Here is a 25,724-nt window from a genome sequence, read left to right on the forward strand (position 1 = left end):
CCTTGACATTACGTCGAGTATACCCCTGTACTGTATATGATTAATCGGGAGTGGTGGAAATGGAGCAAAAAGAAGTCTCAATGAAGGTATCAGGTATGACATGTGCCGCATGCGCTAACAAGATAGAAAAAGGATTGTCTAAAATGGAGGGTGTTCAAGAAGCGAATGTCAACTTCGCCATTGAGACTACCAAAGTCATATATGACCCCCAATATACAAATCCAAAGGATTTTGAAAATAAAATTGAGAAGCTTGGTTATCACGTTCTACATGAAAAAGACGAATTTGATATTTCTGGTATGACGTGTGCTGCATGCGCAACAAGGATTGAAAAGCGAATCAACAAAATGGAAGGTGTTTCTAAAGCGAATGTCAATTTTGCTTTAGAAACCATTTCTGTGGAATATGATTCAGAAAGAGTGAGAGCATCAGAGATGGTAGATGTCATCAAAAAACTAGGTTACCGCTTGATTCCTAAACAAGAACAAGAGGAAAAGATTGATCATAAAGAAAAAGAAATTGAAAAACAGTATGGAAAGTTTTTGCTTTCCGTAGTTCTCACTTTTCCTCTTTTATGGACAATGGTGACGCATTTTGAAATGACGTCTTTTCTTTATATGCCTGATATGTTTATGAATCCATGGGTTCAACTGGCGTTAGCTACCCCGGTTCAGTTTGTAGTAGGAGCTCAATTTTATCGTGGTTCGTATCATGCGTTAAAGAATAAGAGTGCTAATATGGATGTGCTCGTTGCTTTAGGGACGAGTGCTGCCTACTTCTACAGCATCTATTTAGGATGGGAGTGGATGAGTACAGGAAGCCAAGGAATGCCTGAATTGTATTTCGAGGCTGCCGCGGTCATTATTACCCTCATTGTTCTTGGTAAGCTATTTGAAGTTCGTGCAAAAGGGAAAACGAGCCAGGCCATACAGAAGCTGCTAGGTTTACAGGCTAAAACAGCATGTTTGATTCGAGACGGGGAAGAAGTCGAGGTTCCAATAGAAGAAGTGATGACTGGCGACCTTTTAATCATTAAACCAGGTGAGAAAGTACCTGTCGATGGTGAGATCATGGAAGGTCGATCAGCTATAGATGAGTCGATGATTACAGGGGAAAGTATTCCGATTGACAAGTCGATTGGAGATCAAGTGATCGGAGCTACAATCAATAAGAATGGCTCTATTAAAGTAAGGGCAACTAAGGTCGGAACAGATACGGCTTTATCACAAATTGTCAAAGTAGTTCAAGAGGCACAGAGCTCAAAGGCAGATATTCAGCGTATGGTTGATAAAGTATCAGGTATTTTTGTCCCGATTGTTGTAGTTGTTGCGATTGCTACGTTCTTAATTTGGTATTTCGTCGTTACGCCTGGAGATTTACGCTCTGCGTTAATCCCGATGATCTCTATTTTAGTTATTGCATGCCCTTGTGCACTAGGACTCGCTACTCCGACATCGATTATGGCTGGGTCAGGTCGATCCGCAGAAATGGGGCTCTTGTTTAAGGGTGGTGAACATCTAGAAAACACACAATTGATTCAAACCGTCGTGTTAGATAAAACAGGTACGGTAACAAAAGGTGAGCCGGAGCTAACTGATTTAATGGTTGCGAATGGTTTTTCTAATGATGACGTGCTTTATTATGTTGGATCAGCAGAACGTAACTCAGAACATCCTTTGGCACAAGCGATCGTAAAAGGAGTAAAAGCAAAGAAAATCAGATTAGGAAACCCCTCTGACTTTGAAGCTATACCAGGATTCGGTATTAAAGCAACAGTGGATCAGAAGACGATTTATGTGGGAACTCGGAATCTTATGAGAGAAAACGACATCGCTTTGGAAGAAAACGTTGTTGCACAAATGGAGTCTTTAGAAGGTCAAGGGAAAACAGCAATGTTAATTGCTGTTGATCACCGTCTTGCTGGGGTTATCGCCGTGGCAGATACCGTCAAAGAAACGTCGAAAGACGCTGTAAAACGAATGACAGACCTTGGTTTGGAAGTCATTATGTTAACAGGTGATAATGAACGGACAGCACAGGCGATCGCGAAGCAGGTTGGAATTAAACACGTTATTGCTGAAGTCATACCTGAGCAAAAAAGTGATGAAATTGAAAAATTGCAGAAAGAAGGAAAGAAGGTCGCCATGGTTGGCGATGGAATCAATGATGCACCAGCATTGGCGATGGCCGATATTGGAATGGCGATTGGAACAGGTACGGATGTTGCCATCGAAGCTGCAGACATCACCCTTATGCGCGGGGATTTAAACAGTGTCGCTGATGCGATTATGATGAGCCGTAAGACGATGAGGAATATTAAGCAAAACCTCTTCTTCGCCTTCATCTACAATACTTCTGCAATCCCAATTGCCGCAGTTGGTTTGCTCGCTCCATGGGTTGCAGGTGCTGCAATGGCTTTTAGTTCCGTATCAGTTGTATTAAACGCCTTACGACTACAGAAGGTGAAGCTCGTTAAGAAGGAGGCGGCCTAATGAGTAACAAAAAGTGGTGGTTGCTTTCAGGTGTGATCTATTTGATTCTTGTTATTGGAGGCTACAGTTTGGTGACTGGAGCAAATCCATTGGAAAGTGGTAATATGCATAGTGATCACAGCGAGGAGTCACATGAAACGTTTGAAGATCACAATGAGAATGCAAGTATGGATCACCATGAACACCAACATGATTCTCACAGTCACTTCGGAGAATCTCAATCTCAAGTAGAAATTCATATTCATCAGGCTAATCAAAAACTGATCATCCATTTTGAAGATGAAGAGGGCGATGTTCCCGAGCTAATTGAAACACATGAAAAGCTCATGCACCTCATTCTAGTGAGTGGTGATTTGGAGGAGTTCCATCATTTTCACCCAGAAGAAGTAGAGAGTGGCACGTTTGAGAAAGAAACAGATCTCCCTGATGGTCACTACTATGCGTTTGTAGATATTCACCCAGTAGGTAAAAGTTATGTGGTCGAGCCACAAGAAGTGATGATTGGCGAGCATCATGGCGAAAGTGGAGAAATGAACCTTCAGCCAGATAGTGACTTAGTTAAAAGTAAAAGTGGTAAAGAAGTAGAGCTCGTCACAACTGATCTCAATGCTGGTGAATCCGTTGAATTAACATTTGACTTAAAGGGTGAAACGCCTGAGCCATATTTAGGAGCACTTGGCCATGTAGTTATCATTGATGAGCGTGTCGATCATTTTATCCACGTGCATCCTAAGTCAGATGATTCAACCGAATTTGAAGCTTACTTTCCACACGAGGGAGTTTATAAGCTATGGGCTGAATTTAAATACAATGATGAAGGCGTCATGGCGTTTCCTTTTGTGCTAGAAGTCGAATAATTTGAATGCGAAGGACCTTGAGTACCAAGAGAGGTTTATAGTTTAAGACAACAGTAAAGGCCCCCACTTTGAGCATCTCGATAAGGTTAAGTGGTAAAAGACATCCTATAATGGTTTTCCCGCTGATTTACCCATTTTAGTCTGTGATGAAATAAGCCTCTCACGCTCATTGACCGTTACAAGGTTTTCTAGTTCCTTTAAGGCATGCCGGCCGATCCATCGTTCATGTTTGGATGCGCTGTTATGGAGCTCATAAGCAAGGGTGAGAGCTCGTTCCAAAAGGTCGGCGTCCTTCTTTCCTATTTCTCTCAAGGCCCAGCTAACTGCTTTTTTAACATGAGTGCGTTCATCGTCTGCATGTTTACGAATGATGTGTAAGTAGTCATCGATATCTTCACGTGTCAGCTGAATTTTGCTAGAGGGCACACAGGAAGCAGCCATGAGGCAAAAAGCTGCACGTTTGTAATACGTTTTCGTATCGTCACACCATTTGTGGATATATTCTCGAAACTTAGGTTGAAGGACGATTAGGTTTTTACAAACATGGTCGCACAAATCCCAGGAGTGGACTTCCTGCATGAACCGTTCGATGTCTGCTTCATTCGTCTCAAAGGGATCGACCAATAAGACGGCAAGAAGCTTTCCCTCATGATACCCACTCTGCCACAAGGAAAGTCCTAATTTATGTGCCTCATGGGCAGTCACCAGTTTGTTTATTTTTTTTGCCAGCTTTCTCACTTCCCCAGTTGATACCCCAATGCTATTGTGCTCGGGTATCCCCATTCTAACTACATTTTGTTGGTACTTAATCGAACTTTTCTCTTTTAAGCTGTTGATGATATCATCTCTCTTCACTTCTTTCACCTCCCTATGGCACAGCCACCGAGCACTGAGTTGCCCAGAAGCTGTCGTTGTATTTTATATTATTACATAACTAGCAGGCTATTATAAATCGACTATTTTAATTTAATTTTAAACTTCATTTAATTTCTCTTTAGTTTGAAGTGATAGTCTATGTACAAGAAGGTGTCGATTACTGAACAACAGATAGGGAAGGATCAATCATTTTTTTATTTAGGGAGGAGATTTGTGTTTTGGGGAATCGAGTTAAGATAGGCTTATTTATTTTGGTTATTATATTTATTTTTACTTCATTTTATATAATTGCGTACAATGGCTTAGCGAATGATGTCGAATTTGCCTCAGGAAGCGGAGAGGTGGATGATCCATATATAATCGAAACAGCCGAACAGCTTAATAACGTCCGCTTTCATTTGGACGGACATTTTGATTTGGGAGATAATATTGATTTAAGCACTTATTTATCACCTGGTGGAACGGGGTATGAGCAATGGGAGGAAGCTGGATGGCTACCAATTGGTAGGGGATCAGGATCATTCACTGGCACGTTCAATGGTGTTGGTTTTGAAATAAGTGGGCTAAAGATTAACGGTAATGGAGCTGGGTTGTTTGAAGAAATTGGGGAAGAAGGGGTCGTTGAAAATCTTGTCCTTTCTGATGTAGACATTGTGACAGAATATACAGCGACGGGGAGTATTGCTAGACATAGCAATGGACTTATTCAACATGTGACCGTGGATGGTCTCCGAGTGACTAGAGATACTGCGACGGATAATAGTACTCATGTACTCTATATAGGCGGTATTGTAGGGGACAATAGTGGGACTGTGCAATTTGTTACGATAAAAGAGGGGGTTATAAGTAGCGGATATCGAATTGTTGGTGGTGTGGTCGGTAGGAATGCTGGATTGATACAGCATGTTACTTATGAAGGTTCACTCCAGAATGATGGTGGACATATAGGTGGTATCGTTGGCCGGAATAATGCCGGTACCATTCAATTTGCTCAAGCCTCAGGGGAAGTGATATCCTCAAATACTGGTGTAGGTGGACTGGTAGGCTTAAATGATTCTTTTAGTGGTAGAGCGGTTATTCAATATTCACATACTAATACTTTCGTTCAAGGTGAAAGCGAAGTCGGTGGTTTAGTAGGGCGAGATATAAATAGTAGTATTATTGAAAATGTATATACGATCGGTAATGTTGAAGGAAGCAAAAGTGTTGGTGGAATTGTTGGAGAAATGTCAAGTGGAAAAATAAACAAAGGGTATTCAATCGGTCATGTGATGGGAAGCGAAAATGTTGGTGGTGTAATCGGCTTTGATTTTCGTAATAATGTAAGGGTTGAAAACAGCTTTTATTCCGATGGAGAGGCTGATAACGGTTACGGCACATTTAAATCAACGAGTGAATTGCAAGATGTTGTGACTTATACAGATGTCGATGTAGAAGGACTTGATGAGCCGTGGGATTTTGATTTGATTTGGAAGATCGATTCGACAGGGAATAATGGGTATCCGCATCTTCTTACAACGGTAGATTTGACGTATGCTGCCAATGGTGCAGAAGATGGCTGGTCAACAGATACTCAAGTATATCCGTATCCTAAATACAAAGACGTAACCGTACAAGGGGCAGGTGGTTTGACGAAGAGCGGCTATACGTTTGACGACTGGAATACCGAAGCGGATGGAAGCGGTGAATCGTATCGAGAGGGCGATACATTTAGCCTCGGGATAGAAGATGTAACACTATATGCGCAGTGGTTGATTAATCATTACGAGTTACGTTATGAAGGGAACGGTGAGGAAAGTGGAAGTGCACCAGAACCGGAAGAGATTGTGTATGGAAGTGAAGTGGAGATAGCGGATTCACATACGTTGAGTCGAACGGGTTATACGTTTGTCGGCTGGAACACGGAAGCCGACGGGAGTGGCGACACGTATAGGGAAGGTGACACATTTACGCAAGGTACAGAAGCTATGACGTTATATGCGCAGTGGTTGATTAATCACTATGAGTTACGTTATGAAGGGAACGGTGAGGAAAGTGGAAGTCCCCCAGAACCGGAATCTTTCAGTTATGGAAGTGAAGTGGAGATAGCGGATTCTCATACGCTGAGTCGAACGGGCTATACGTTCGTCGGCTGGAACACGGAAGCCGATGGGAGTGGCGATACGTATAGGGAAGGTGACACATTTATCCAAGGTACAGAAGCTATGACGTTATATGCGAAGTGGTCGGTTAATCACTATGAGTTGCGTTATGAAGGGAACGCTGAGGATAGTGGAAGTGCACCGGAACCGGAAGAGAATATGTATGGAAGTGAAGTGGAGGTCGAGGATTCACATACGTTGAGTCGAACGGGTTATACGTTTGTTGGCTGGAATACGGAAGCCGATGGGAGTGGCGACACGTATAGGGAAGGTGACACATTTATCCAAGGTGCAGGAGCAATGACGTTATATGCGAAGTGGTCTGTTAATCACTACGAGTTACGTTATGAAGGGAACGATGAGGATAGTGGAAGTCCTCCAGAGTCGGAATCTTTCGGTTATGGAAGTGAAGTGGAGGTAGCGGATTCTCATACGTTGAGTCGAACGGGCTATACGTTTGTCAGCTGGAACACGGAAGCCGATGGGAGTGGTGAAGCCTATAATGAAGGTGATACGTTTACCCAGGGTGCAGGAGATATGACGTTATATGCGAAGTGGTCGGTAAATGACTACGAGTTGCGTTATGACGGGAACGGGCATGATGAAGGAAGTGCGCCGGAACCGGAAGAGATTGTGTATGGAAGTGAAGTGGAGGTAGCGGATTCTCATACGTTGAGCCGAACGGGCTATACGTTTGTCGGCTGGAACACGGAAGCCGATGGGAGTGGCGAAACGTATAGGGAAGGCGACACATTTACTCAAGGTGAAGGAAATGTGACGTTATATGCGAAGTGGTCGGTTAATCATTACGAGTTGCGTTATGAAGGGAATGGTGAGGAAAGTGGAAGTCCCCCAAAACCTGAGTCTTTCAGTTATGGAAGTGAAGTGGAGGTAGCGGATTCTCATACGTTGAGTCGAACGGGTTATACGTTTGTCGGCTGGAACACGGAAGCCGACGGGAGTGGTACTACTTTTAATCCTGGTGATACCTTTCGTATGGAGGTAGAATCGATTACCTTGCATGCGCAATGGGGAAGCAACAATGCTTTATTAAGCGAGTTAGTCATTAGTAATGGTATATTAAGCCCCGTATTTGAAGCTGAACGGACTCATTATACGGTGGAGGTTGGACATCACGTGGCATCCATTACCTTTACACCAAGTCTTCAAGATGAACGCTCAACGGTGACAATCAATGGAAATGAGATAGTGAGCGGTCAAGCATCAAGTCCTATCTCACTAGATGAAAGAATGAATAAACTATTAATTGAAATCACATCCGAGGATGGCTCAACAATGGCGTACACGGTCGATGTGCTAAGAAGAGTGCCAACCGACACCGCCCAACTGACTAGAATCAATGATTACGTGACAATGGATGATGAGCCGATTCGAATGCTGGATGATGGTGGAGTTCTCATTGTTACCTTAGAAGATGAGCTAGATGATGTAACTGAAGTAAGATTTACTCAAAAGCAAGTACAGCAGTTGCAGGAAAAAGGAGTGTTTGTTCAGGTCGTTAAGGAGGATGTGTCTTTGCAAATTCCTTTTGCGCGTTTTGATCCAGATAAAGGCTTAGATCTCACTTTACAAAGACAGGGTCAAAAGCTAACTGAACTCGTTTATGCTGACCGAGCAACTAGTTCGATTTATCAATTTAATATTTTTCAGGATGGGGAATTGATCAGTGTATTTGATCATGAGATAGAATTATCCTTTCTAGTGAATAGCGATGGAATGAATCGAGATGAACTTCAAGTGTATTACTTCAATCCTAATACACAAGAATGGGAATGGATTGGTGGAATTTACAGCAATGGTTCTATTCAAGCAAATACAAGTCATTTTAGTACATTTGCTGTTTTTCACCCAAGTGATTTTGAAGAGGTTATTAGTGAAGATGAGCCTAAAGAGTCCGTAAGTGAAGGAAAACCTGAACACGAAGAAGTCATAGAAGATCAGAAGCTAGAAGAAAACGATGAAGGTGAATCATTACCGATGACGGCTACACAGTCATACAACAAAATGATGATGGGAGTCATGCTGTTGATAGCAGGTATGATCATGTTCTTATCGTATCGGCGTCATAGTATGAAAGGAATGAGAAAGTAAATAAAGTAGTTCCAATTAAGGGCATACTGCACAATGTGTGGTATAGCTCTTTTTTGATTGCTTGTTTTCTATTAGTTGACTAGATACTAAATGGTGTCATATAATGAATTAGACACCATTTAGTGTCGTATTAGGAGGGAGCGCTTTGAACAAAACAAATGAAAAACGAGATGTATTTGTAGCGATTGCAGATCCAACAAGACGTAAATTAATACGTATATTGGCAAATACCGATGAGCTACCTTTACATGAACTAACTCCTCACTTTCATATGGGGCGTACAGCCATCTCAAAGCATTTAATGATCCTAAGAGAAGCGAATTTAGTAACAAATCGTAAATCAGGTAGGGAAACGAAGTATCGATTGAACCCAGAGCCTTTGCAAGAAGTGCGAGACTGGTTGTCCTTTTATGAACAATTTTGGAGTGAACGAGCCGCAATACTTAAAAATATGTTGGAGGAATGAGGAATGGCAGAGATATCGTTAGATTTTCAATTTAAAAGTCCGATTAACAAAGTGTGGAAAGCATTAACGCAATCTGAAACACTTGCCCAATGGGTGATGGAAAACAATTTCAAACCAATAGTCGGATATAAGTGTCAGTTTTGGAATAAGGAAATTGATTTAGTCGTAGATTGTGAAGTGTTAGCTATCGACGAGCCTCATACCTTATCCTATACATGGATAGGCGGATCAATAGATACGGTCGTAACATGGACTTTAACAGAAGACGGTGACACAACACATGTACACCTTGACCATATCGGATTTGATGAAAAAGGCCAAGCCTATAACGGTGCGAAATATGGCTGGGCTTACAAAGTTGAAGAACTTCAGAAAGTGCTAGGAGAGAAATCACCCGCTGGCAAGGGAGGTCACCGTATGGCGGATTTTACAGAATTTCTACAAGGAATTGACCATGAGACGCATAGGGAAAGAACGGAACAACTATTTAACTGGATTGTAGAAACATACCCGAAATTAGAAACAGTCATCAAATGGAATCAACCGATGTTTACGGATCATGGCACGTTTATCATTGGATTTAGTGTTTCAAAAAAACATTTAGCTGTTGCTCCTGAACAGATAGCGATTCAACACGTTGAAGAGGACATACGAAAAGCGGGGTATGAGTATACGAAAGAAATGATTCGAATCCCGTGGAATCGTGAAGTCGATTATGATCTCTTGGCGAAAATGATTGATTTTAATATTTGGGACAAAGCAAACTGTACAACGTTTTGGAGGAAGTAATGAACCAATTGAAAAGGAGTGAATGAGATGGCGTTTTTTCAAGATATGGTATCTATCTTTAAAAAAAGAGAGCTGCCTTTTATCGAAAGCTTTCAACAATCAGCAGGTGTTTATACGTTTCGTTTTGAAAAGGCAGAGGATGTCACTTGGAAGGCTGGGCAACACGGCTTATTTACGATCACGCATCAAAAAATCAAAGATCACACGCGTCCTTTTACAATCGCATCTTTCCCTGAGGAAGGTATAATTCAATTGACGATGAAAGTGAGCGAACAACCGAGTGAATTTAAGAAAGCGATATTGTCTTTAGAAGATGGAGATACGATTAAAATGGCTGGACCTGTAGGCTCCTTTTACCTTAAAGAGAATACCCCAACAGTGCTCATAGCTGGAGGAATTGGTATTACCCCATTTAGATCGATGATCAAACAAATCGAAGCAGATCATCTTAGTCATACACAAGTTCAATTGTTGTATCTGGAGAGTACTAAGCCACACCTCTTTCAAGAGGAATTAGATGATCTCGCTAAAAAAACATCCGTTCAAGTAACCTACCTTGATCAAAGAGATGATTTAAACAAGGCATTGGACAAGTGTATAAGCTCATATTCGAATAATGGTCGATTCTTCGTTGCTGGACCGAAGTCAATGGTAGCAGCGACAACGACTTACTTACAGAGTCAGAATATACGTAAGCGACATATTAAAAAGGATACATTTTATGGGTATTAGTAGATTCTAAATAGGTTTTCAGAGGGAGAGATTCACATAAATAGAAAACCAATCATGTTTTTAACATAGGAAAAGGAGAGGGGAGAAGCTTTGATGATTTTTATCGGCTTCATTCTTTGTATGATCTCATCTATTCTTATTTTCTTGAAACTGAAGTATGTTTTGACGGGGAAATTAGTAGAAGGAGAAGTTATAGGTTATGTACGCGGAGCAAAGGGGCTGTACGGCTTTGAAGGATATAATTATAGAATTAGGTTGGAATATAAAGGTATACAGTATGATGTAACCTCTATGGAAGGGATAACTGTTACCGTTGGGACTATACCTAAGAAAAATTTAGGTATGCAGTGCTTAGTCTATTTCAATCCGAAATCAGAGAAGGGAAAAGTTGTTTTAAAAGGCTTTTATCAACTTGACTGGATCGCTGTACTTTTGTTTATATTGGGAGCTTTAAGTATCATCATTGAGATAATGATGCTGGTATAGTTTTCAAATGAAGAGGTAACGGCATCACGTTACGTAAAGGACACCGGAAAAGTTATAAACCCAACTTTTTCAGTGCCCTAATTGAATAAGACTCATATATTATTAAGATAATAACCGTAGCGATTCACCATTTCGAAAGTGCCGACCTCGTGTCCCGCCCCTTCGAATTCTTCTACCGGTGAAGTATCTCGACACCTTCGAACATGTCTGTGATGACTGTTGCAATTTTAGCCATTTTCAGAACGCATCCTTAGGTTATTGAATTTATATTCGTTATGTTCTTCTCTACACGAAGAAGTGATAGTCAAACATGCCCTAAAGAAAATAGCATATATTTTCCTTTCATCATTCACAGCCTGTTTATATAAAAAAAACAATCATTTTATACAGAAATAATATAACTAATGACGAAATGATTGATGTTGTCGCTTGTTTAGAAGCTTGCTTTATTGCAAATATGGAACCCATTTCTTTCCCGATCGTCCATATTGTGACTAGACATGCTGATAATGTCGAAGCTAAATAGACAATGATAAATAATTCAACCGTTGAAATCGCTGATACGAGTTCACCGCCACCTTGATTAAATAAAAGAATACCATCTTTTCGAATGATGGAGAACAGCAACCCCACACTTGCATCAACAGGAATAGATAAGAAGGATAAGACCGGCTCTACCCATGACAATAGTTTAGCAATGAGTCCTAACCCATTTAAGATCGAAGCGATGATACATATAATGAAAAAGATCGGCATGGCTTGAAGGAAAAATTGAGAGGCTGAACCTTTTATTTTATGAAAGAATTGCTTTAAGCTACCTCTGTTTAGTTGTGATGTAGGCATGAAATAATCCTCGTATTTATTAGAAGTTGGGTACCAAATTCTCGTATGCAATACACCTACAATTAGTAAAACGAACAAGTACGGAATAAAAAGCCATGGCTTCCCCCCGACACTAAAAATAGAGAGCGTCGCACCAATTTGATAGCTGCATGCTGATCCATAGGATATCATCGATATGCACTGTTTTCTTGAACAAGCATGACAGGATTTCGTTTGGAGAACAGCAACAACATTACAACCATATCCTGTTAGTATAGGGATGAAATCTCTTCCGCTTAATCCGATTTTTCGTAATAGCGGGGTCATTTCACTTGTTATTTTATCCTTTAAGCCAATTTCTTCAGTGAAAGCGATACTTGCTCCAACGAATAAAACGACAGGAAATGCCCACAAGAACGAATACATACCTAGAGTCAGTAAGCCGAAGTCTCCTACAAATATTTGAGCGATAAGGTAAGGTGAATGAGAGAATAATTGTTCAAATCGTTCAATGACGACTCGTTCGAACATTGGCTCTAATGCACTTGCGAGTAAGTAAGCGGCATAGACCGGAAGTCCGTAAATGCTAATGACTATAAGTAATGAGAGCACTGCTTTTCCATTAGTAAACGGAAGCTTTGGGAATTTCATCGTTCGTTTATTTAAAGAATACGGAGGCGTTTCTTTTCTTGTTTCGCTCATAGCAGCTGTCTCCTTACTTCATACAATGGGTACTCAAAAAGTCAATTTGTACTTCTTCAGTGGCCTCTGGTTAATATTTTTTCGGTTCTCCCCAATATTGAAATTAATCGAAAGAGAAAAAAATGTCTTAGCATTGACACGAATTGTCACAGCAAGAAAGGTCATCAAGCAGCATGTTTGATCGACGATATTCCTCAAACACCTCGTCATTTAATTCCATTCCGAGCTGCTTACCGATTTCTCTGGCAACAACAGCAAAGCGTTGGCGAAATTTATAAATGAAGCAAAAGATCACTTCTTTATGTCGGACTTGTGGTCCAATAAGAAACAGCCCTTCTGAAACCGTTGATTCATCTAATTCCGTTAATTTAATCATGTTGTTTTCATCATAGGAGAAGTGCTCAATTATTAAGGATAGACTACTTCTAAAGCCAGTCGCTAATATAGGGCGTGAAGAGCTAAATATGACTTCACCACCTTCTAAAGAAATGAGGTAGCCTTCTTCGGTTTGTTCAACACGATTGACGGTACAGTTCCCTTTTAAGGTTAGTGCTTCATCATCTATTACTTCATTCAGACGATCAAAGGTGAATGGTGATAATGCAATGCTTGGGTCGGGGTTATCATCTTCCCATACGGCCCCTCTAGATAAGACAGTTACTTTCTTTCCATAATGAATGAGGTTGATGGCGGCATCGATAGCACTTTCATAACCACCGATAACGATCACCTCATCGTCTTCAATATCGCCCCATGAAGCAACGTTACTAGTATGTAGGCACAGTTTTGCACCAGGGAATCCATTGTTATGAGGATATTGAAACTCTCCACAAGCCCATACAACAAATTTTGCTTCATAGTCACCATCATGCGTTTCAATGGCAAAGCCTTCTTCCAACTTGTCTAGGCCTGTTACGTGGACCCCAAATTTTATGGGGAGTTCGAAATGCTGTGCGACAGCCTCTAAATAATCGGCATATTCTTCTCCACTTAAATGCTCGGTTTGAAATGTGTAGCCAGGTGAAGTAGAAGGAACAACAGCATTTAAATCTAGAAGCCCAAATCCATGTCCTGGGAATGAGGGGGTTAATAATCGTGTTTCCTCTGGCCATTTTTTGAACGAACTTCCAATTGCATCACGTTCTAATAGGAGGAAGTTTTTCAGTCCCATTTGTTTAAATAGTGCCCCTAATCCTATACCAGCAGGGCCCGCTCCAACGATGATAACGTCATAATAAAGTCTACGATTCAATGTAATCCCCTTTCTAATAAAACGTAATTATTACGATTTATCACGTAATATTATTCTCTACTTTTGTCATTTTGTCAATCTTAAGCATGTTATTCAAGATTATAATAGACTAATGGAGGTGTACGTTCATAATAGAAATTCTCTTAACCATGCAAATGATAAAAGTAACTGGTGGTAAGAAAATTGGTAAATTTAATCCTTGACAACTGACTTGGTAATGCATATGATAAAGGTAAGTCAGTACTGACATTAATAAAAGGATGATAGTGTATGGTTTCAAACAGAAAAAAAGCAACTTCTGAAAAGATAATGGATGCCGCAATTGAACTATTTTCGAAAAATGGCTTTGAAGGCGTTACAACAGAAGAAATTGCAGCAGAAGCTGGTTTTAGTGAAAAAACGTTGTTTCGTCATTTCAAAAGTAAGCAAAACTTATTGGAGCAGGCCATTGATCGCTACCATTACGCGGATGAAATGCGTAAGGTTTTTGACCGTGAGTTAAGCTGGAATATAGAGGATGATTTGTGGTTGATTAGTGAGAATTACCACAGAATTATGTACCGAAACCGTAAGATGTTGCGCGTCATTATGAAGGTTGGCAAAAATCTTCCCGAACTGCATCAGTATGCGCATCGTCATCCGAAAGCATTGCAGGAATTTTTAACTAATTATTTTGTGGAAATGAAAAAGCAAGATAAGCTGTATGACCTGGATGAAGAAAAAGTAGCGATTACTTTTTTGTATATGAATTTTGGTTTGGCACAAGGACGAATGAATGAAGACTCCAAGTTTTCTGATAAAGAATTCAAGGAATTATTGAAAGAAAGTGTGACTCTTTTCACTAGGGGAGTAACCCCCTAGTTATTTTTACAAATGATAATGTCAGTCAGTACAGACTTTCTAATAAGAGGGTGATGAAAATGATAATGAAGAAACACAATGAAACGTTGCTAATGGTCGTCATGTTAACGGTGACCTTGTCTTCTATGAGTGTTTTGCTTTTTAATTTCGTTCTTCCGTTAATTCGAGAAGAATTTCAACTTACGAGTTCTCAGGTGAGCTGGGTTACTTCTTCGTATACGCTTTTATATGGAATTGGCACTGCTATCTATGGGAAATTGGCCGACCGTTATCAATTAAAGTATTTGTTGACATTTGGATTAGTTGTATTCTGTTTAGCTTCTTTGCTTGGCTTCTTTTCGACTTCCTACTGGTTGTTGCTTGTTGCAAGAAGCATACAGGCTATCGGGGCAGCTGCTATTCCCGCGACAGCGACACTCATCCCGATTCGTTATTATCCAATAGAACAACGAGGGAAAGCAATGGGAACTGTATTTGCTGGTCTCGCATTGGGAAGTGCACTCGGTCCAATCACTTCAGCAATGGTTGTCAGTGTTTTGGATTGGCGCTGGTTGTTTGTTATTCCGCTGTTGTTGGTGTTTACCTTACCAATCTATTTGAAGCTTCTTGGAGATGAACAGGTGGTGGAAACAAAGATTGATTGGTTGGGAGGTGCATTGCTTGCATTAAGTGTAGCGCAAATCTTATTATCGGCTACGATCCATATAGCGTGGTTGATTGGAGGAGGGGTAGCGCTCATCTCTTTTATCGCTCGGATTCGTTATGCTAAAGATCCATTCGTACAACCGAAGCTTTTTCAAAATCGTGAGTACCGATTTTATCTTATTCTAGCTTTTATTGTTACAGGAATTGGCTATTCGTTGTTTTTTACAACTCCGCTTTTTCTGGCAGAGGTACACACTCTTCAAGCGAGCATCATTGGTTTGGTCATGGTGCCTGCTGCAGCAGTTACGGCAATTCTTAATCGGCAAGGTGGTAAGTTAGCAGATAGAAAGGGTCCAAATGTTCTATTTTTTGTTGCTGCGAGTTTATTGTGTTCGTGCTTTTTATTATTGTCCACCTTTATTGGTGCAAATGTTTGGATCATCGCTTGCTTCCTTATATTAGGGTACTTAGGCCAATCCTTTATGGCAATTGTAATGTCGAGGGCGATCTCGTTGACATTACCTGCAAATCAATCCGGTATTGGCATGGGGCTGTTAATGATGCAAAACTTTATTGCCGGTTCGATTGCAATTGGAATTTATAGTAGAGTCATTGACATTGAAACAAGTCGTTCATGGAATCCATTGTCACCTCACTTGTCGGGCTCGGTTTTCAGTAACCTCTTTCTCGCTTTGGCGATTTTGTGTGTAACGGTTTTTATTATCTACTCCTATCGTTTGCGAATGAATCCTAAAAAAAGTTTACACGAATTTGAAGGATAAAAGGTGACAGCAACGATTTAAGCAATTTTGTAATTGATGGTGAAAGGAGGTGGTTACATGAAGCTAAGCCATTTGAATTTAACAGTCAATGATGTGGATGCTACAAGGGAGTTCTTGGAAACTTATTTTCATATGAAGTCCGGCAGTCCTTCTGGAAAAGGATTTGCTGTGATGTATGACGACGATCAGTTTGTCTTGACTTTAATGCAGGGGAAAGATGTTCAGTACCCTAAAACATTTCATATTGGTTTCCCTCAAGAGAGTAGAGAAGATGTTGATCGCATTAACCAACGCTTGAAAAAGGATGGTTATCAGGTCGGTTCTCCAGCAGAATCTCACGGATACACCTTTTACGTTAAAGCCCCAGGTGGATTTACTGTTGAGGTGATTAAAAGAAAGGGCATTTAAAGTATTAAAGGCTGCTTTAGAAAAGAGTTAGGAAAATTAAGGCGTATAGTCGGGAGCATCGACCTGTTACTTTGCCATACAAAACGTAGAAGTGAACTAGCATTAGGCGATGAAGTGCAAGACGCTTCTACGTTTTTCTTTTACTTTTAAATCATTGAATGTTCTTGCACTCTCAAGTCCTCCTTTTCGATTTGAATCGTGCTATGTTCAATGTGAAGCTTTGTCCTTATATAATGATTCGCTTGTAACAAGATATCATGATGCTTTTCTGAATAGGAAGGCTCAATGATGAGGTGTGCAGTTAAGCTATTGATACCAGATGTGATCGTCCATACGTGTAAATCATGGATATTGATGACACCCTCTACTTGAAGTAAAGCATTCTCAACCTCTTGTAAATGGATATTTTTCGGTGTTCCCTCCAATAGGATATGAATCGTTTCCTTTAATAAGGAAAATGCTGTAAAAGAAATCATGATCGCAATGATGATACTTAGTATCGGATCGGCTACAAACCATCCAGTAAAGTAAATGATGATTCCAGCTACAATAGCAGCAACAGAGCCTAAGGTATCACTTAGTACATGCAAATAAGCGCCTCGCATATTAAGGTTATCCTTCACATCCCCTCGCATTAGAGCAAACATAGCGCCAATATTAGCTATAAGTCCAATGAACGCAATGAATATCATCGCTCCTCCCATTACTTCTTGAGGCGACATGAACCTGTCAATTGCTTCTCGTATAATAAATACGGAAATGATTAATAAAGCGACACTGTTCAATAGAGCAGCTAAGATTTCAAATCGATGGTTTCCAAACGTACGTTTTCGAGTTGCTGCTTTTGAGGCAAGAATAATAGCCACTAAGCTGATCAACAAATTAGAGAAGTCATTAAACATATGAACCGCATCAGCTAAAAGCGCTAAGCTCCCTGTCCAAAGACCGCCGATAAACTGAATAAACATCCAACTTCCGATGATCACCATTGCGATCATTAAATTTCTTTTATTCACTTGTCCAGTATGATGATGGTGATGCTGTCCCATTATTATCTCTCCTTATTATAATTATTTATATATGAACATATATTCATGTATAAGGTGTCATTTATTGATAGTCCTAAAAAGCACTATTTCATTAGGGGGATGAACACCTTTTAATCGTGATTTGAGTGTTGGATGGTCTTTTCAAGAATTTCCATGACATGCTCATCTTCGGGAGAATAGTAAATAGATGTTCCAACTCGTCGAGAATTAACAAGGCGCAAATTCTTAAGAAACCGTAGCTGATGAGAAACGGTCGATTGTCCTAATGATAAATGTTCTACAATTTCGCCAACGGAGCATTCTTTTACAGATAATAAATGCAAAATTCTTATACGGGTAGGGTCCCCAAGAGCCTTAAACGTTTGTGAGACGATAAATAGGGTTTCTTTATCAAGGTCAGTATGATGTAACATCATTTTGCACTCCTTATAAATATGATCATGTGTTCATATTAACATAATATGATTTAATATACTAGAATGATCTTAAAATTTCCTGTAATGTTAATACAAGATTTTCTTAAGAATAATATGAAAAGTTGATGAGAGTTTGTTAAGGTTGTATATTGATATTCATCTTTATTTTTAATCATAAATAAAAAAATATAAAATAACCGTTGACCCTTACCTTAGGTAGGGGTCTATTGTTTATGTATAGGGAGGTGAGTCAAGTTGTTAACAGTGAAACAAGTGGCTGATTTGACGGGAATCACGATTAAAACGCTTTATCATTATCACAAGATTGGTTTGTTAGAACCTAGTGAAGTAACGGAGGCTGGCTATCGGTTATACGGAAAGGAGCAGCTTGAAAGATTACAACACATTTTGTTTTATCGAGAATTAGATTTCTCACTAGAGGCCATTCAAACGATATTAGGTGAAAGAAATAATCGTTACACAGTATTAATGGAACAAAAAGTATTGATGGAAAAGAAAAGAGAGCGCATCAATCTTATTTTAGAAACGATTAACGAAACGATTCATTTTGAGGAGAGGGGAAAAAAGATGGATGAACATAAGATGTTTAAAGGTCTAAATAAAGAACAGTGGCAAGAACAGATGAACGAGCAAAATGAGTATTTGAACGAACACTATGAATATGAAATTCCAACAGATGATATAACGAGTAACGAATTGGATGAGTCCGCACGAGAGTCTCAAGAGTTCATGAGTAAAATGGCTTTTGCGTTAAAAGAGGGGTGGAGTGTGGATGATGAAAGGGTGAAGCATCTTATCGCTCACCATATCGACTTTATTAACGAACATATTATGGAGCTCGATGAGAAAGGCTTTGTGGAATCGACTTGGTTTTTTATAAACGATGAATTTCACAAAAATATGTTGGAGGAACAACAAATTGGATTAAGTTATTATTTGTATGCCGCTTCTGTTAGTTATTCCGAGTAGACTTTATTAGGATTGGGGGAGGTTTAATGGAATCAGTTATTAAAGTAAACAAGTTGATCAAACAGTACCGTAACTCTAAAGAGCATGCTGTAGATCATATTAGTTTTGAAGTGAAGGAAGGAGAGTTTTTCTCCTTTCTTGGCCCGAACGGTGCCGGGAAAACAACGACGATCTCTATTCTGACAACGATCTTATCTAAAACGTCTGGAGAAGTGATGATTGCAGGCTACGATGTAGATAAGGAGGCTAAGCAGGCTCGTCGTTGTATTGGTATTTTGTTTCAAAACCCTAGTGTAGACCTAGAATTAACATTTGAGGAGAACATTCGTCTTCATGTGAGTTTATATGGGATTTATGGCTATCGTCCACTATATCGTCTTATGCCTAGAGAGTACAAAATGCGCCTTCAAGAATTGGCTGAGATGATGGACATGAGTGAAGCCCTTTTCAAGAAGCTCAATACATTCTCGGGAGGGATGAGGCGAAAAGTAGAAATTGTTCGAAGCTTAATGCATCAGCCCAAAATACTATTCTTGGACGAACCGACACAAGGATTGGATGCAGCTAGTCGCTATTCTTTTTGGAATTATATCCAAAAGGTTCGTAAAGAAAAGAATATAACTATTTTTTTAACGACTCATTATTTAGCTGAGGCAGAGGCTGCGGATAAGGTGTGTCTGGTCCATCGAGGGAAAATAGCGATGTATGGTAAGCCTAATGAAATAAAGAATAGACTAATGGTTGAAAAAAGCATGTATATTGATGCGGATGATCAGAATGAATTAAAATCTGAATTATCAAATCTGGGAGCAGAATTTTCAGAAACAACTGATGGCTTAAAAGTGGTCTATCGAACTAAGACACCTCAACGGCTGATAGCACAAATTAATTCACCACTGAAAAAGCTCCAAGTGATGGAACCAACGTTGGAGGAGGCTTACATGAATTTGATGATACGTATGGATAAGGAGAGTGATACAGATGTCAGTAGCTATAAGGGAATTTAATGCAATGACTGCGATTACGTTTAGGGAATTTATCAGGGCATTCAGAAGTCCTGTTCCCTTTGTTGTTAGTCTTGTTTTTCCAATTCTCTTTCTTGGCATATTGGGAGGGAGCTTGGCTCAAAATTTAGGAGAGGGAATCGGATTTCATTATTTGCAATTTGTGATGATTGGTATGATCGTTAATAGTTTGTTTTTGGAAACAATTAGTGGAATGAGTTCGTTAATAGAAGAGCGTGACAAGAATATGACACAGGGGCTTTACGTCTCCCCTATTTCTCGGTATTCAATCATCTTAGGTAAGATGATTGGATCTGGAATGATGAGCCTAATTGGATTAGCAGGTATAATAATCGTTGCGATTGCCATGCAAATCCCCCTGGGTGGTATGAATTTACTGTGGCTTTTATTAATTACCCCAGTTATAGGTATGGTTGGAGCTTCATTAGGCATTTTCTTTATTGGTTTTGTGCGTGATAGCAAAACAGCAGATGCCGGTTCTATGTTACTCGTAATGCCACAGTTGCTCCTTTCAGGGGCTCTTATTCCCATTACCCACTCTGAGGGGATTCTTGGTTTCTTGGCGAAAATCATGCCTATGACTTATTGTATTGATTTTGCTAGAGCTGTTTTTTATTGGGGAGAACCAGAATATGATGCCGTTGTATTGCATCACCCACTAGTTAATCTATCCGTAATGATAGTTTTGTTTCTAGTCTTATCAATAGTAGGTTCAATGATGTTTGCAAGAGCAGAGAGGAATCGCTAATGTGAATTTCCCGGAAGTATGACTAAAAAGACAAGTGGAGTGAGTATGGACTTACTAACAGTAACCTTGTAAATGCAAATTTTAGGAAAATTAGTATTCATGTAGGAAATTTAAATATAATGCTTAAAGTCTAGGTTCAATGGATAGGATCTTGTAACGATCCCATTTAAATAGAGTTATTTTGATCATGCTAATCTGATTGCGCCGACTAGCACAGCACGCTAATACTCATGCTGATACACCAAAATAAGTCTTTGATGAATTTATAAATAAGTGTTGACAAAAAATGAAAGGAGGAGTAAATTTCTCTGTGTACAAATTAAATCACACGCATACCTTTTGATCGCTTAATCTGTTTTAGAGCGGGGGAACCATTTTTAGGTGGTGAATGCCACCTTTGGGGTGAATCTTACTAAGTAAGAGGGGATACTCTCAGTCCCTAATCCGTCAGCTAACCTCGTCAGCGTTATTGTTTTGGAGAGAAAGGTCTTAAGTGAAGACCATTCTTAGTGATGGTCTTTTTTGCGTGGAAAAAGGAGTGAGAACGATGGCAGAGAAAAAGAAACAGTTTGCTGTCATAGGCTTAGGTCGTTTTGGAGGAAGTGTTTGTAAAGAATTGTATAGAATGGGGCATCAAGTATTGGCGATCGATAACAACGATGTGAAAGTAAATGAAATTGCCCCATTTTCAACACATTCAGTCATAGCAAATTCTACAGACGAAAAAGCGTTAAAATCTCTGGGCATTCGCAATTTTGAATACGTAATCGTTGCAATCGGTGATAATATTCAATCAAGTATATTGACAACCTTAGTGTTAAAAGAAATGGGAGTGGAAAATGTATGGGTGAAAGCACAGAATAACTATCATCATAAGGTCCTCGATAAGATTGGAGCAGATCGCATTATTCATCCAGAACAAGACATGGGAATTCGAATTGCTCAGCATATAACATCAGAAAAAATAGTAGATTATATAGAGTTATCGGATGATTATAGTATTGTTGAGCTACTAGCGACAGAGAAAATACATAATCGTTCGCTCATCGATTTACATATACGTGCTAAATATGGATGTACGATTTTAGCTATTAAGCGTGATGAGGATTTGAATGTTTCTCCGCTGCCGGCAGATGTTATTCGTGAAAAGGATATTTTGATTGTGATTGGTCATAAATTGGATCTAAAACGATTTGAAGAAGAAGGTATGTAATATGTTGAATAAAAAGGGAGTTTTACACCGGAATATTCAAATGTCACCACCGCAAATATTAGCATTGAGCTTTTTTCTTGCCATTGTGCTCGGGACTTTGTTATTGAAGCTACCCGTTGCAACAACAGAGCCAATCAGATGGCTAGACGCTTTGTTCACTGCTACTTCTGCGACGACGGTAACAGGCTTAGTCGTGTTAGATACTGGACTTGATTTCACCGTATTCGGTCAAATTGTCATCATGATACTTATCCAAATTGGCGGCTTAGGTTTGATGACATTTGCTGTTTTGATTGTTGTTATGTTAGGAAAGAGAATCGGATTGAAAGAAAGAATACTCGTACAAGAAGCATTTAATCAAACCTCGATGGGGGGAGTGGTTCGTCTTGTTAAAATAGTATTTGCATTTGCTATTTCAATAGAATTGACTGCTGTCATTTTACTTTCAATGCGATGGGTACCAGAGTATGGCTGGGCATTCGGTATCTACACTAGTATTTTTCATACTATTTCTGCTTTTAATAATGCTGGATTTTCCTTATGGTCTGATAGTCTAATGGGCTATGTCGGTGATCCTGTTGTGAATATTTTAATTACATTACTTTTTATTACAGGTGGAATTGGCTTTACAGTATTATCTGATTTATGGCGTACGAAGACATTTCAACAGTTGTCATTACATTCAAAGTTAATGATAGTTGGAACTTTAGTCATTAATATTGTGGCGATGTTATTTATCTTTGTACTGGAATACCAAAACCCAGCAACATTAGGGACATTAAGTTTAGGAGAAAAGCTATGGGCTTCTTATTTTCAAGCTGTGACTCCTCGAACGGCTGGTTTCAATTCAATCGATATTGGAGATTTAAATGCTGGAACAATTGTGTTTATTTTATTGTTAATGTTTATTGGAGCAGGTAGTGCATCTACAGGTAGTGGTATTAAGCTGACAACTTTTTTAATTATTATGATGGTAGTCTTAACATTTTTAAGAGGAAGAAATGAGACGGTCGTTTTCAATCGAACGATCAGACATCAAATCATTATTCGCTCACTAGCAATCGTTGTAATTAGTTTAATCGCAGTATTTATAACGATATTAATCCTATCCATTACCGAGAGTGTACCATTTTTGATAATTGTATTTGAGGTATTTTCAGCATTTGGAACAGTAGGATTATCTATGGGGTTAACTGGAGAACTATCAGATGTGGGGAAATTAGTTATTATTGTATTAATGTTTATCGGGAGAATTGGTCCATTGACATTAGCGTTTTCTTTAGCTGTTGCGCAGAAATCTAGTATTCGTTATCCAGATGGCGAAGTGTTTACGGGGTAAGGTAGGTTGTATGGTTATTTTCATTTATCCTTTACATGTACCTTGAATCATTGGAGGCTAGGGCATGTGTTCGTTAATAGGAATACTTTTTTCATTATGATCTATTTATTGTCCTAGTAAGTGCTTAGTAGGTTCCTTTCTTTAGAATGAGATGAGATTATATATAAAATGGTGAAAATAACTGATTTACTAGTGAGAAGCAGAAGGTGATTCTGCTTCTTTTTACGTAATTCAGTCATACGGTTTATCTTGAATTTCATTAGAGTGAAAAATCTCTTGACAGTGACACTGGTGTCATCCTTTAAGGTGGTAGAAGAAGCTGGTTATGAAATGCTTCTTCTATCAGAGTATTACTTCATTTTGAAAGGATGAGCCAAATGAATGAACGATTAGAAATGTCCAATGTACCGAAACAACCCGTTTTGTTAATCGGAGGATCAGGTGTCGTAGGTTCAGCTACTGCAAAAACATTGCGTCAGCTTCATCCAGAACTACCGATAACGATTGGGGCACGTAATGTACGTTACGCTGAGGAGGTAGCTGATCAGATTGGTGGCGCCGATGTAGTGCAGATTGATCTTGAGAGGCCGGATTTAGGATTATCGGGCGAAAAAAAGTTTAGTGCAATCGCTATGTTTATTAAAGATAAGTCGCTCCACTCGTTAAAATATGCTCAAAAAGAGGGAATTCCTTACCAAAATATTTCTGGAGCTGCTTTTGAGCTCAGTCCGGAAATCGCCTATTTTGTTCAACGTCCTACAAGTGCTCCCATTTTAATGAATAGCTATTGGCTTGCTGGAACGGTAACGCTCGCGATCCTTTCTATTATTCAGGAATTTTCTTCGATTGATTCAATTAATATAGCGGCATTATTAGATGAACAGGATATGGGTGGTCCAGCAGCATATGATGATTTTAAGAGGTTATCGAAAGCAGGCCCTTATGCATTAATGTTGAAAGATGGGGAATGGATCTGGGCGATTGATGATGATAGGATGAGTCACTTTGAAAGTGTGGATGGTAAAGTATTTCATGGAGAAGCCTATTCGGCTCCTTTGGATGTCGCAGGTTTAGCTGCAGCAACAAATGCCAATTCCATTCGTTTCGATTTTGCCTTGGGGGAAACTGCTTCACGACGACGAAATGAGCCATTTTCAATTGAAACGATTATTGAAATGAGTGGTAAACAGAATAACGGATCGTTCGGCAACTTTCGGTATGAAATTGTTCACCCAAAAGGGCAAGTGCCAATGACTGCCTTGGGTGTTGCTGTTGGGATAGAACATTTACTTGGTCTTGTTGGTGCCCCCACTGTTAAAGCAGGATTATATTTCCCTGAAGTTTTGATAGAGCCTTCATATATGATGAAACGTTTGAAAGAATTCGGTACAAACTTCTCTCAAAAAAAGTGATAGATTAGTTGGGTGTTGCGATCATACAGCTAAAGTATAAATTCAAGGTTTACCATAAGCAGTAAAATTGTAGAAACATTATGTAAGTGAGATAGTTAGTGTAGCATGAATGAGGAGGTGAGAACATGAAAGCCAATAAAGTGATCGTCGCTCTTTCTGGCAGTATACGTGAAAATTCATCTACTCAAAGAACGCTAAACAGCCTTCAAAAGCATATTTCAACTGAATGTGAGTACATCATTTATAACGGGCTACACAAGCTACCTCACTTTAATCCAGATTTAGATGGAGAAACCCCCCCATCTGATGTCCAATCATTTCGATCTCTATTGGATCAAGCAGATGGCGTCGTTATTTGTACACCAGAATATATAAAAGGGGTACCAGGAGTCTTAAAGAATGCCTTGGAATGGTTAGTATCATCAGCTACTTTATACGAAAAACCAGTAGCTGTCATCACGTCTTCTGGAGGAGGGGAGCATGCGCATCAAGCATTGCAGTTGAATCTAAGTATGCTTCAAGCGCATGTGCCTAATGAGTGGACGCTCCTCATTTCTGGTGCAAATAGTAAACTAAATGAGAATGGCGAGTATGTTAGAGAAGAAGTAGTTGAATCGTTGCAAAAATTGCTCGATTCCTTAAAAGGCCATATTACGTCAAATAGTTAGTTGGGGAATGTTTGGATGCAAGGTAATCGAGTAGTAGGTTTAACCTCCTACTCGATTAGCGATGAAAATCGGTACACAGTATTATTTCACTCAGAATATGATACCTTTTCAGTATCTTCTGCTTTCCCAGCAAGCTGGACACAAAAAAGACCAATGATAATCAAAATTATTCCGATAATTTGAATAGTCGTAAGTGTATCTCCAAGTAATGTTGCGCCAATTAGGGCTATAGTTAAAACACCAACTCCAGACCATATCGCATAACCAATACCAATATTCATCCCATGTTTGAGACTAAGAGAAAAAATATAATAAGAGGTTACAGCGAATACAATTGTAATCGTTGTTGGTAAAGGGGCTGTAAACCCTTCTGTATAGCGAGATGCAATAGCTGCAGCAATTTCTAAGAAAATAGCTGTTAACAAATAGAAATGTGCCATA

The 25,724-nt window shown here is 39.5% G+C and carries 23 protein-coding genes, 1 pseudogene and 1 riboswitch; of the genes and pseudogenes, 18 read left to right on the top strand and 6 right to left on the bottom strand.

Annotation, left to right across the window (positions count from 1 at the left end; genetic code table 11):
- Window positions 1-59 precede the first annotated feature (59 nt).
- Together ACERJO_RS00280 and ACERJO_RS00285 are read left to right on the top strand one after the other, a co-directional pair.
- Window positions 60-2,492 carry a heavy metal translocating P-type ATPase gene (locus ACERJO_RS00280; protein WP_373646219.1) on the top strand — a complete coding sequence of 811 codons (2,433 nt, stop codon included), beginning with the start codon at window positions 60-62 and terminating at the stop codon, window positions 2,490-2,492.
- Window positions 2,492-3,349, top strand: a complete 858-nt coding sequence (locus ACERJO_RS00285) for a hypothetical protein (RefSeq protein WP_373646220.1) — start codon at window positions 2,492-2,494, stop codon at window positions 3,347-3,349. The genes ACERJO_RS00280 and ACERJO_RS00285 overlap by 1 nt, the downstream gene beginning before the upstream one ends.
- A 105-nt stretch (window positions 3,350-3,454) precedes the next feature.
- Here ACERJO_RS00285 and ACERJO_RS00290 read toward each other — a convergent pair whose 3' ends face one another.
- Window positions 3,455-4,204, bottom strand: coding sequence for a DNA alkylation repair protein (locus tag ACERJO_RS00290; RefSeq protein WP_373646222.1), 750 nt, complete (start codon window positions 4,202-4,204; stop codon window positions 3,455-3,457).
- 239 nt (window positions 4,205-4,443) lie between these two features.
- Here ACERJO_RS00290 and ACERJO_RS00295 point away from each other — a divergent pair, with 239 nt between their 5' ends.
- The 6 genes and pseudogenes from ACERJO_RS00295 to ACERJO_RS00320 all read left to right on the top strand — a co-directional run bounded on the left by ACERJO_RS00295 (window position 4,444) and on the right by ACERJO_RS00320 (window position 10,951).
- Window positions 4,444-8,478 (top strand): InlB B-repeat-containing protein, encoded by a 4,035-nt coding sequence (locus ACERJO_RS00295; protein ID WP_373646223.1) that lies wholly within the window; start codon window positions 4,444-4,446, stop codon window positions 8,476-8,478.
- A 145-nt stretch (window positions 8,479-8,623) separates the two neighbouring features.
- Window positions 8,624-8,944: an ArsR/SmtB family transcription factor gene (locus tag ACERJO_RS00300; RefSeq protein ID WP_247105119.1), complete on the top strand. Its 321-nt coding sequence runs from the start codon at window positions 8,624-8,626 to the stop codon at window positions 8,942-8,944.
- Window positions 8,945-8,947: 3 nt separating this feature from the next.
- A pseudogene (locus ACERJO_RS00305) lies at window positions 8,948-9,313 on the top strand (SRPBCC family protein); the annotation flags it as partial.
- 48 nt (window positions 9,314-9,361) lie between these two features.
- Complete coding sequence (locus ACERJO_RS00310; protein WP_247105316.1) at window positions 9,362-9,733, top strand: iron chaperone; 372 nt, start codon at window positions 9,362-9,364, stop codon at window positions 9,731-9,733.
- Between the two features lie 27 nt (window positions 9,734-9,760).
- Window positions 9,761-10,465 (top strand): FAD-dependent oxidoreductase, encoded by a 705-nt coding sequence (locus tag ACERJO_RS00315; RefSeq protein ID WP_373646224.1) that lies wholly within the window; start codon window positions 9,761-9,763, stop codon window positions 10,463-10,465.
- 93 nt (window positions 10,466-10,558) lie between these two features.
- On the top strand, window positions 10,559-10,951 hold the full coding sequence (locus tag ACERJO_RS00320; RefSeq protein ID WP_373646225.1) for a hypothetical protein: 393 nt from the start codon (window positions 10,559-10,561) through the stop codon (window positions 10,949-10,951).
- A 360-nt stretch (window positions 10,952-11,311) separates the two neighbouring features.
- Here the strand turns inward: ACERJO_RS00320 and ACERJO_RS00325 are convergent, their stop codons facing one another.
- Entirely contained in the window at window positions 11,312-12,475 is a 1,164-nt protein-coding gene (locus ACERJO_RS00325) for a nucleoside recognition domain-containing protein (RefSeq protein WP_247105122.1), read from the bottom strand.
- Window positions 12,476-12,602: 127 nt separating this feature from the next.
- Window positions 12,603-13,727, bottom strand: a complete 1,125-nt coding sequence (locus tag ACERJO_RS00330; RefSeq protein ID WP_373646226.1) for an NAD(P)/FAD-dependent oxidoreductase — start codon at window positions 13,725-13,727, stop codon at window positions 12,603-12,605.
- A gap of 270 nt (window positions 13,728-13,997) precedes the next feature.
- On the opposite strand from ACERJO_RS00330, the gene ACERJO_RS00335 reads away from it, so the two are divergent.
- From ACERJO_RS00335 to ACERJO_RS00345, 3 genes are read left to right on the top strand one after another with little or no spacing between them, the layout of a single operon-like run.
- Window positions 13,998-14,588, top strand: coding sequence for a TetR/AcrR family transcriptional regulator (locus ACERJO_RS00335; protein WP_247105124.1), 591 nt, complete (start codon window positions 13,998-14,000; stop codon window positions 14,586-14,588).
- Between the two features lie 59 nt (window positions 14,589-14,647).
- Entirely contained in the window at window positions 14,648-16,015 is a 1,368-nt protein-coding gene (locus ACERJO_RS00340) for an MFS transporter (RefSeq protein ID WP_247105125.1), read from the top strand.
- Between the two features lie 57 nt (window positions 16,016-16,072).
- Window positions 16,073-16,423, top strand: a complete 351-nt coding sequence (locus tag ACERJO_RS00345) for a VOC family protein (protein ID WP_247105126.1) — start codon at window positions 16,073-16,075, stop codon at window positions 16,421-16,423.
- A gap of 146 nt (window positions 16,424-16,569) precedes the next feature.
- On the opposite strand, the gene ACERJO_RS00350 is transcribed toward ACERJO_RS00345, so the two are convergent.
- Window positions 16,570-17,472, bottom strand: a complete 903-nt coding sequence (locus ACERJO_RS00350) for a cation diffusion facilitator family transporter (protein ID WP_373646227.1) — start codon at window positions 17,470-17,472, stop codon at window positions 16,570-16,572.
- A gap of 110 nt (window positions 17,473-17,582) precedes the next feature.
- Window positions 17,583-17,888 carry an ArsR/SmtB family transcription factor gene (locus ACERJO_RS00355; RefSeq protein WP_373646228.1) on the bottom strand — a complete coding sequence of 102 codons (306 nt, stop codon included), beginning with the start codon at window positions 17,886-17,888 and terminating at the stop codon, window positions 17,583-17,585.
- Between the two features lie 264 nt (window positions 17,889-18,152).
- On the opposite strand from ACERJO_RS00355, the gene ACERJO_RS00360 reads away from it, so the two are divergent.
- The 7 genes from ACERJO_RS00360 (at window position 18,153) to ACERJO_RS00390 (ending at window position 25,283) form a co-directional block, all read left to right on the top strand.
- Window positions 18,153-18,878, top strand: a complete 726-nt coding sequence (locus tag ACERJO_RS00360; protein ID WP_373646365.1) for a MerR family transcriptional regulator — start codon at window positions 18,153-18,155, stop codon at window positions 18,876-18,878.
- Window positions 18,879-18,904: 26 nt separating this feature from the next.
- Complete coding sequence (locus ACERJO_RS00365) at window positions 18,905-19,885, top strand: ATP-binding cassette domain-containing protein (protein ID WP_247105129.1); 981 nt, start codon at window positions 18,905-18,907, stop codon at window positions 19,883-19,885.
- The gene (locus ACERJO_RS00370) at window positions 19,860-20,651 is read left to right on the top strand and encodes an ABC transporter permease (protein WP_373646229.1); all 792 of its coding nucleotides are present in this window, start codon (window positions 19,860-19,862) and stop codon (window positions 20,649-20,651) included. The genes ACERJO_RS00365 and ACERJO_RS00370 overlap by 26 nt, the downstream gene beginning before the upstream one ends.
- Before the next feature lie 334 nt (window positions 20,652-20,985).
- Window positions 20,986-21,132: riboswitch (cyclic di-AMP (ydaO/yuaA leader) on the top strand.
- A gap of 66 nt (window positions 21,133-21,198) precedes the next feature.
- Window positions 21,199-21,864 carry a potassium channel family protein gene (locus ACERJO_RS00375; protein WP_373646230.1) on the top strand — a complete coding sequence of 222 codons (666 nt, stop codon included), beginning with the start codon at window positions 21,199-21,201 and terminating at the stop codon, window positions 21,862-21,864.
- 1 nt (window position 21,865) lies between these two features.
- Window positions 21,866-23,203, top strand: a complete 1,338-nt coding sequence (locus ACERJO_RS00380; protein WP_373646231.1) for a TrkH family potassium uptake protein — start codon at window positions 21,866-21,868, stop codon at window positions 23,201-23,203.
- A 377-nt stretch (window positions 23,204-23,580) separates the two neighbouring features.
- Window positions 23,581-24,615, top strand: a complete 1,035-nt coding sequence (locus tag ACERJO_RS00385) for an SDR family oxidoreductase (RefSeq protein WP_373646232.1) — start codon at window positions 23,581-23,583, stop codon at window positions 24,613-24,615.
- 125 nt (window positions 24,616-24,740) lie between these two features.
- Window positions 24,741-25,283 carry an NADPH-dependent FMN reductase gene (locus tag ACERJO_RS00390; protein ID WP_373646233.1) on the top strand — a complete coding sequence of 181 codons (543 nt, stop codon included), beginning with the start codon at window positions 24,741-24,743 and terminating at the stop codon, window positions 25,281-25,283.
- A gap of 86 nt (window positions 25,284-25,369) precedes the next feature.
- Here ACERJO_RS00390 and ACERJO_RS00395 read toward each other — a convergent pair whose 3' ends face one another.
- Entirely contained in the window at window positions 25,370-25,723 is a 354-nt protein-coding gene (locus tag ACERJO_RS00395) for a DMT family transporter (RefSeq protein WP_247105135.1), read from the bottom strand.
- Window position 25,724: the final 1 nt, after the last annotated feature.

Source organism: Halalkalibacter sp. AB-rgal2, assembly GCF_041821005.1.
Lineage (GTDB): Bacteria > Bacillota > Bacilli > Bacillales > Bacillaceae_D > Halalkalibacter.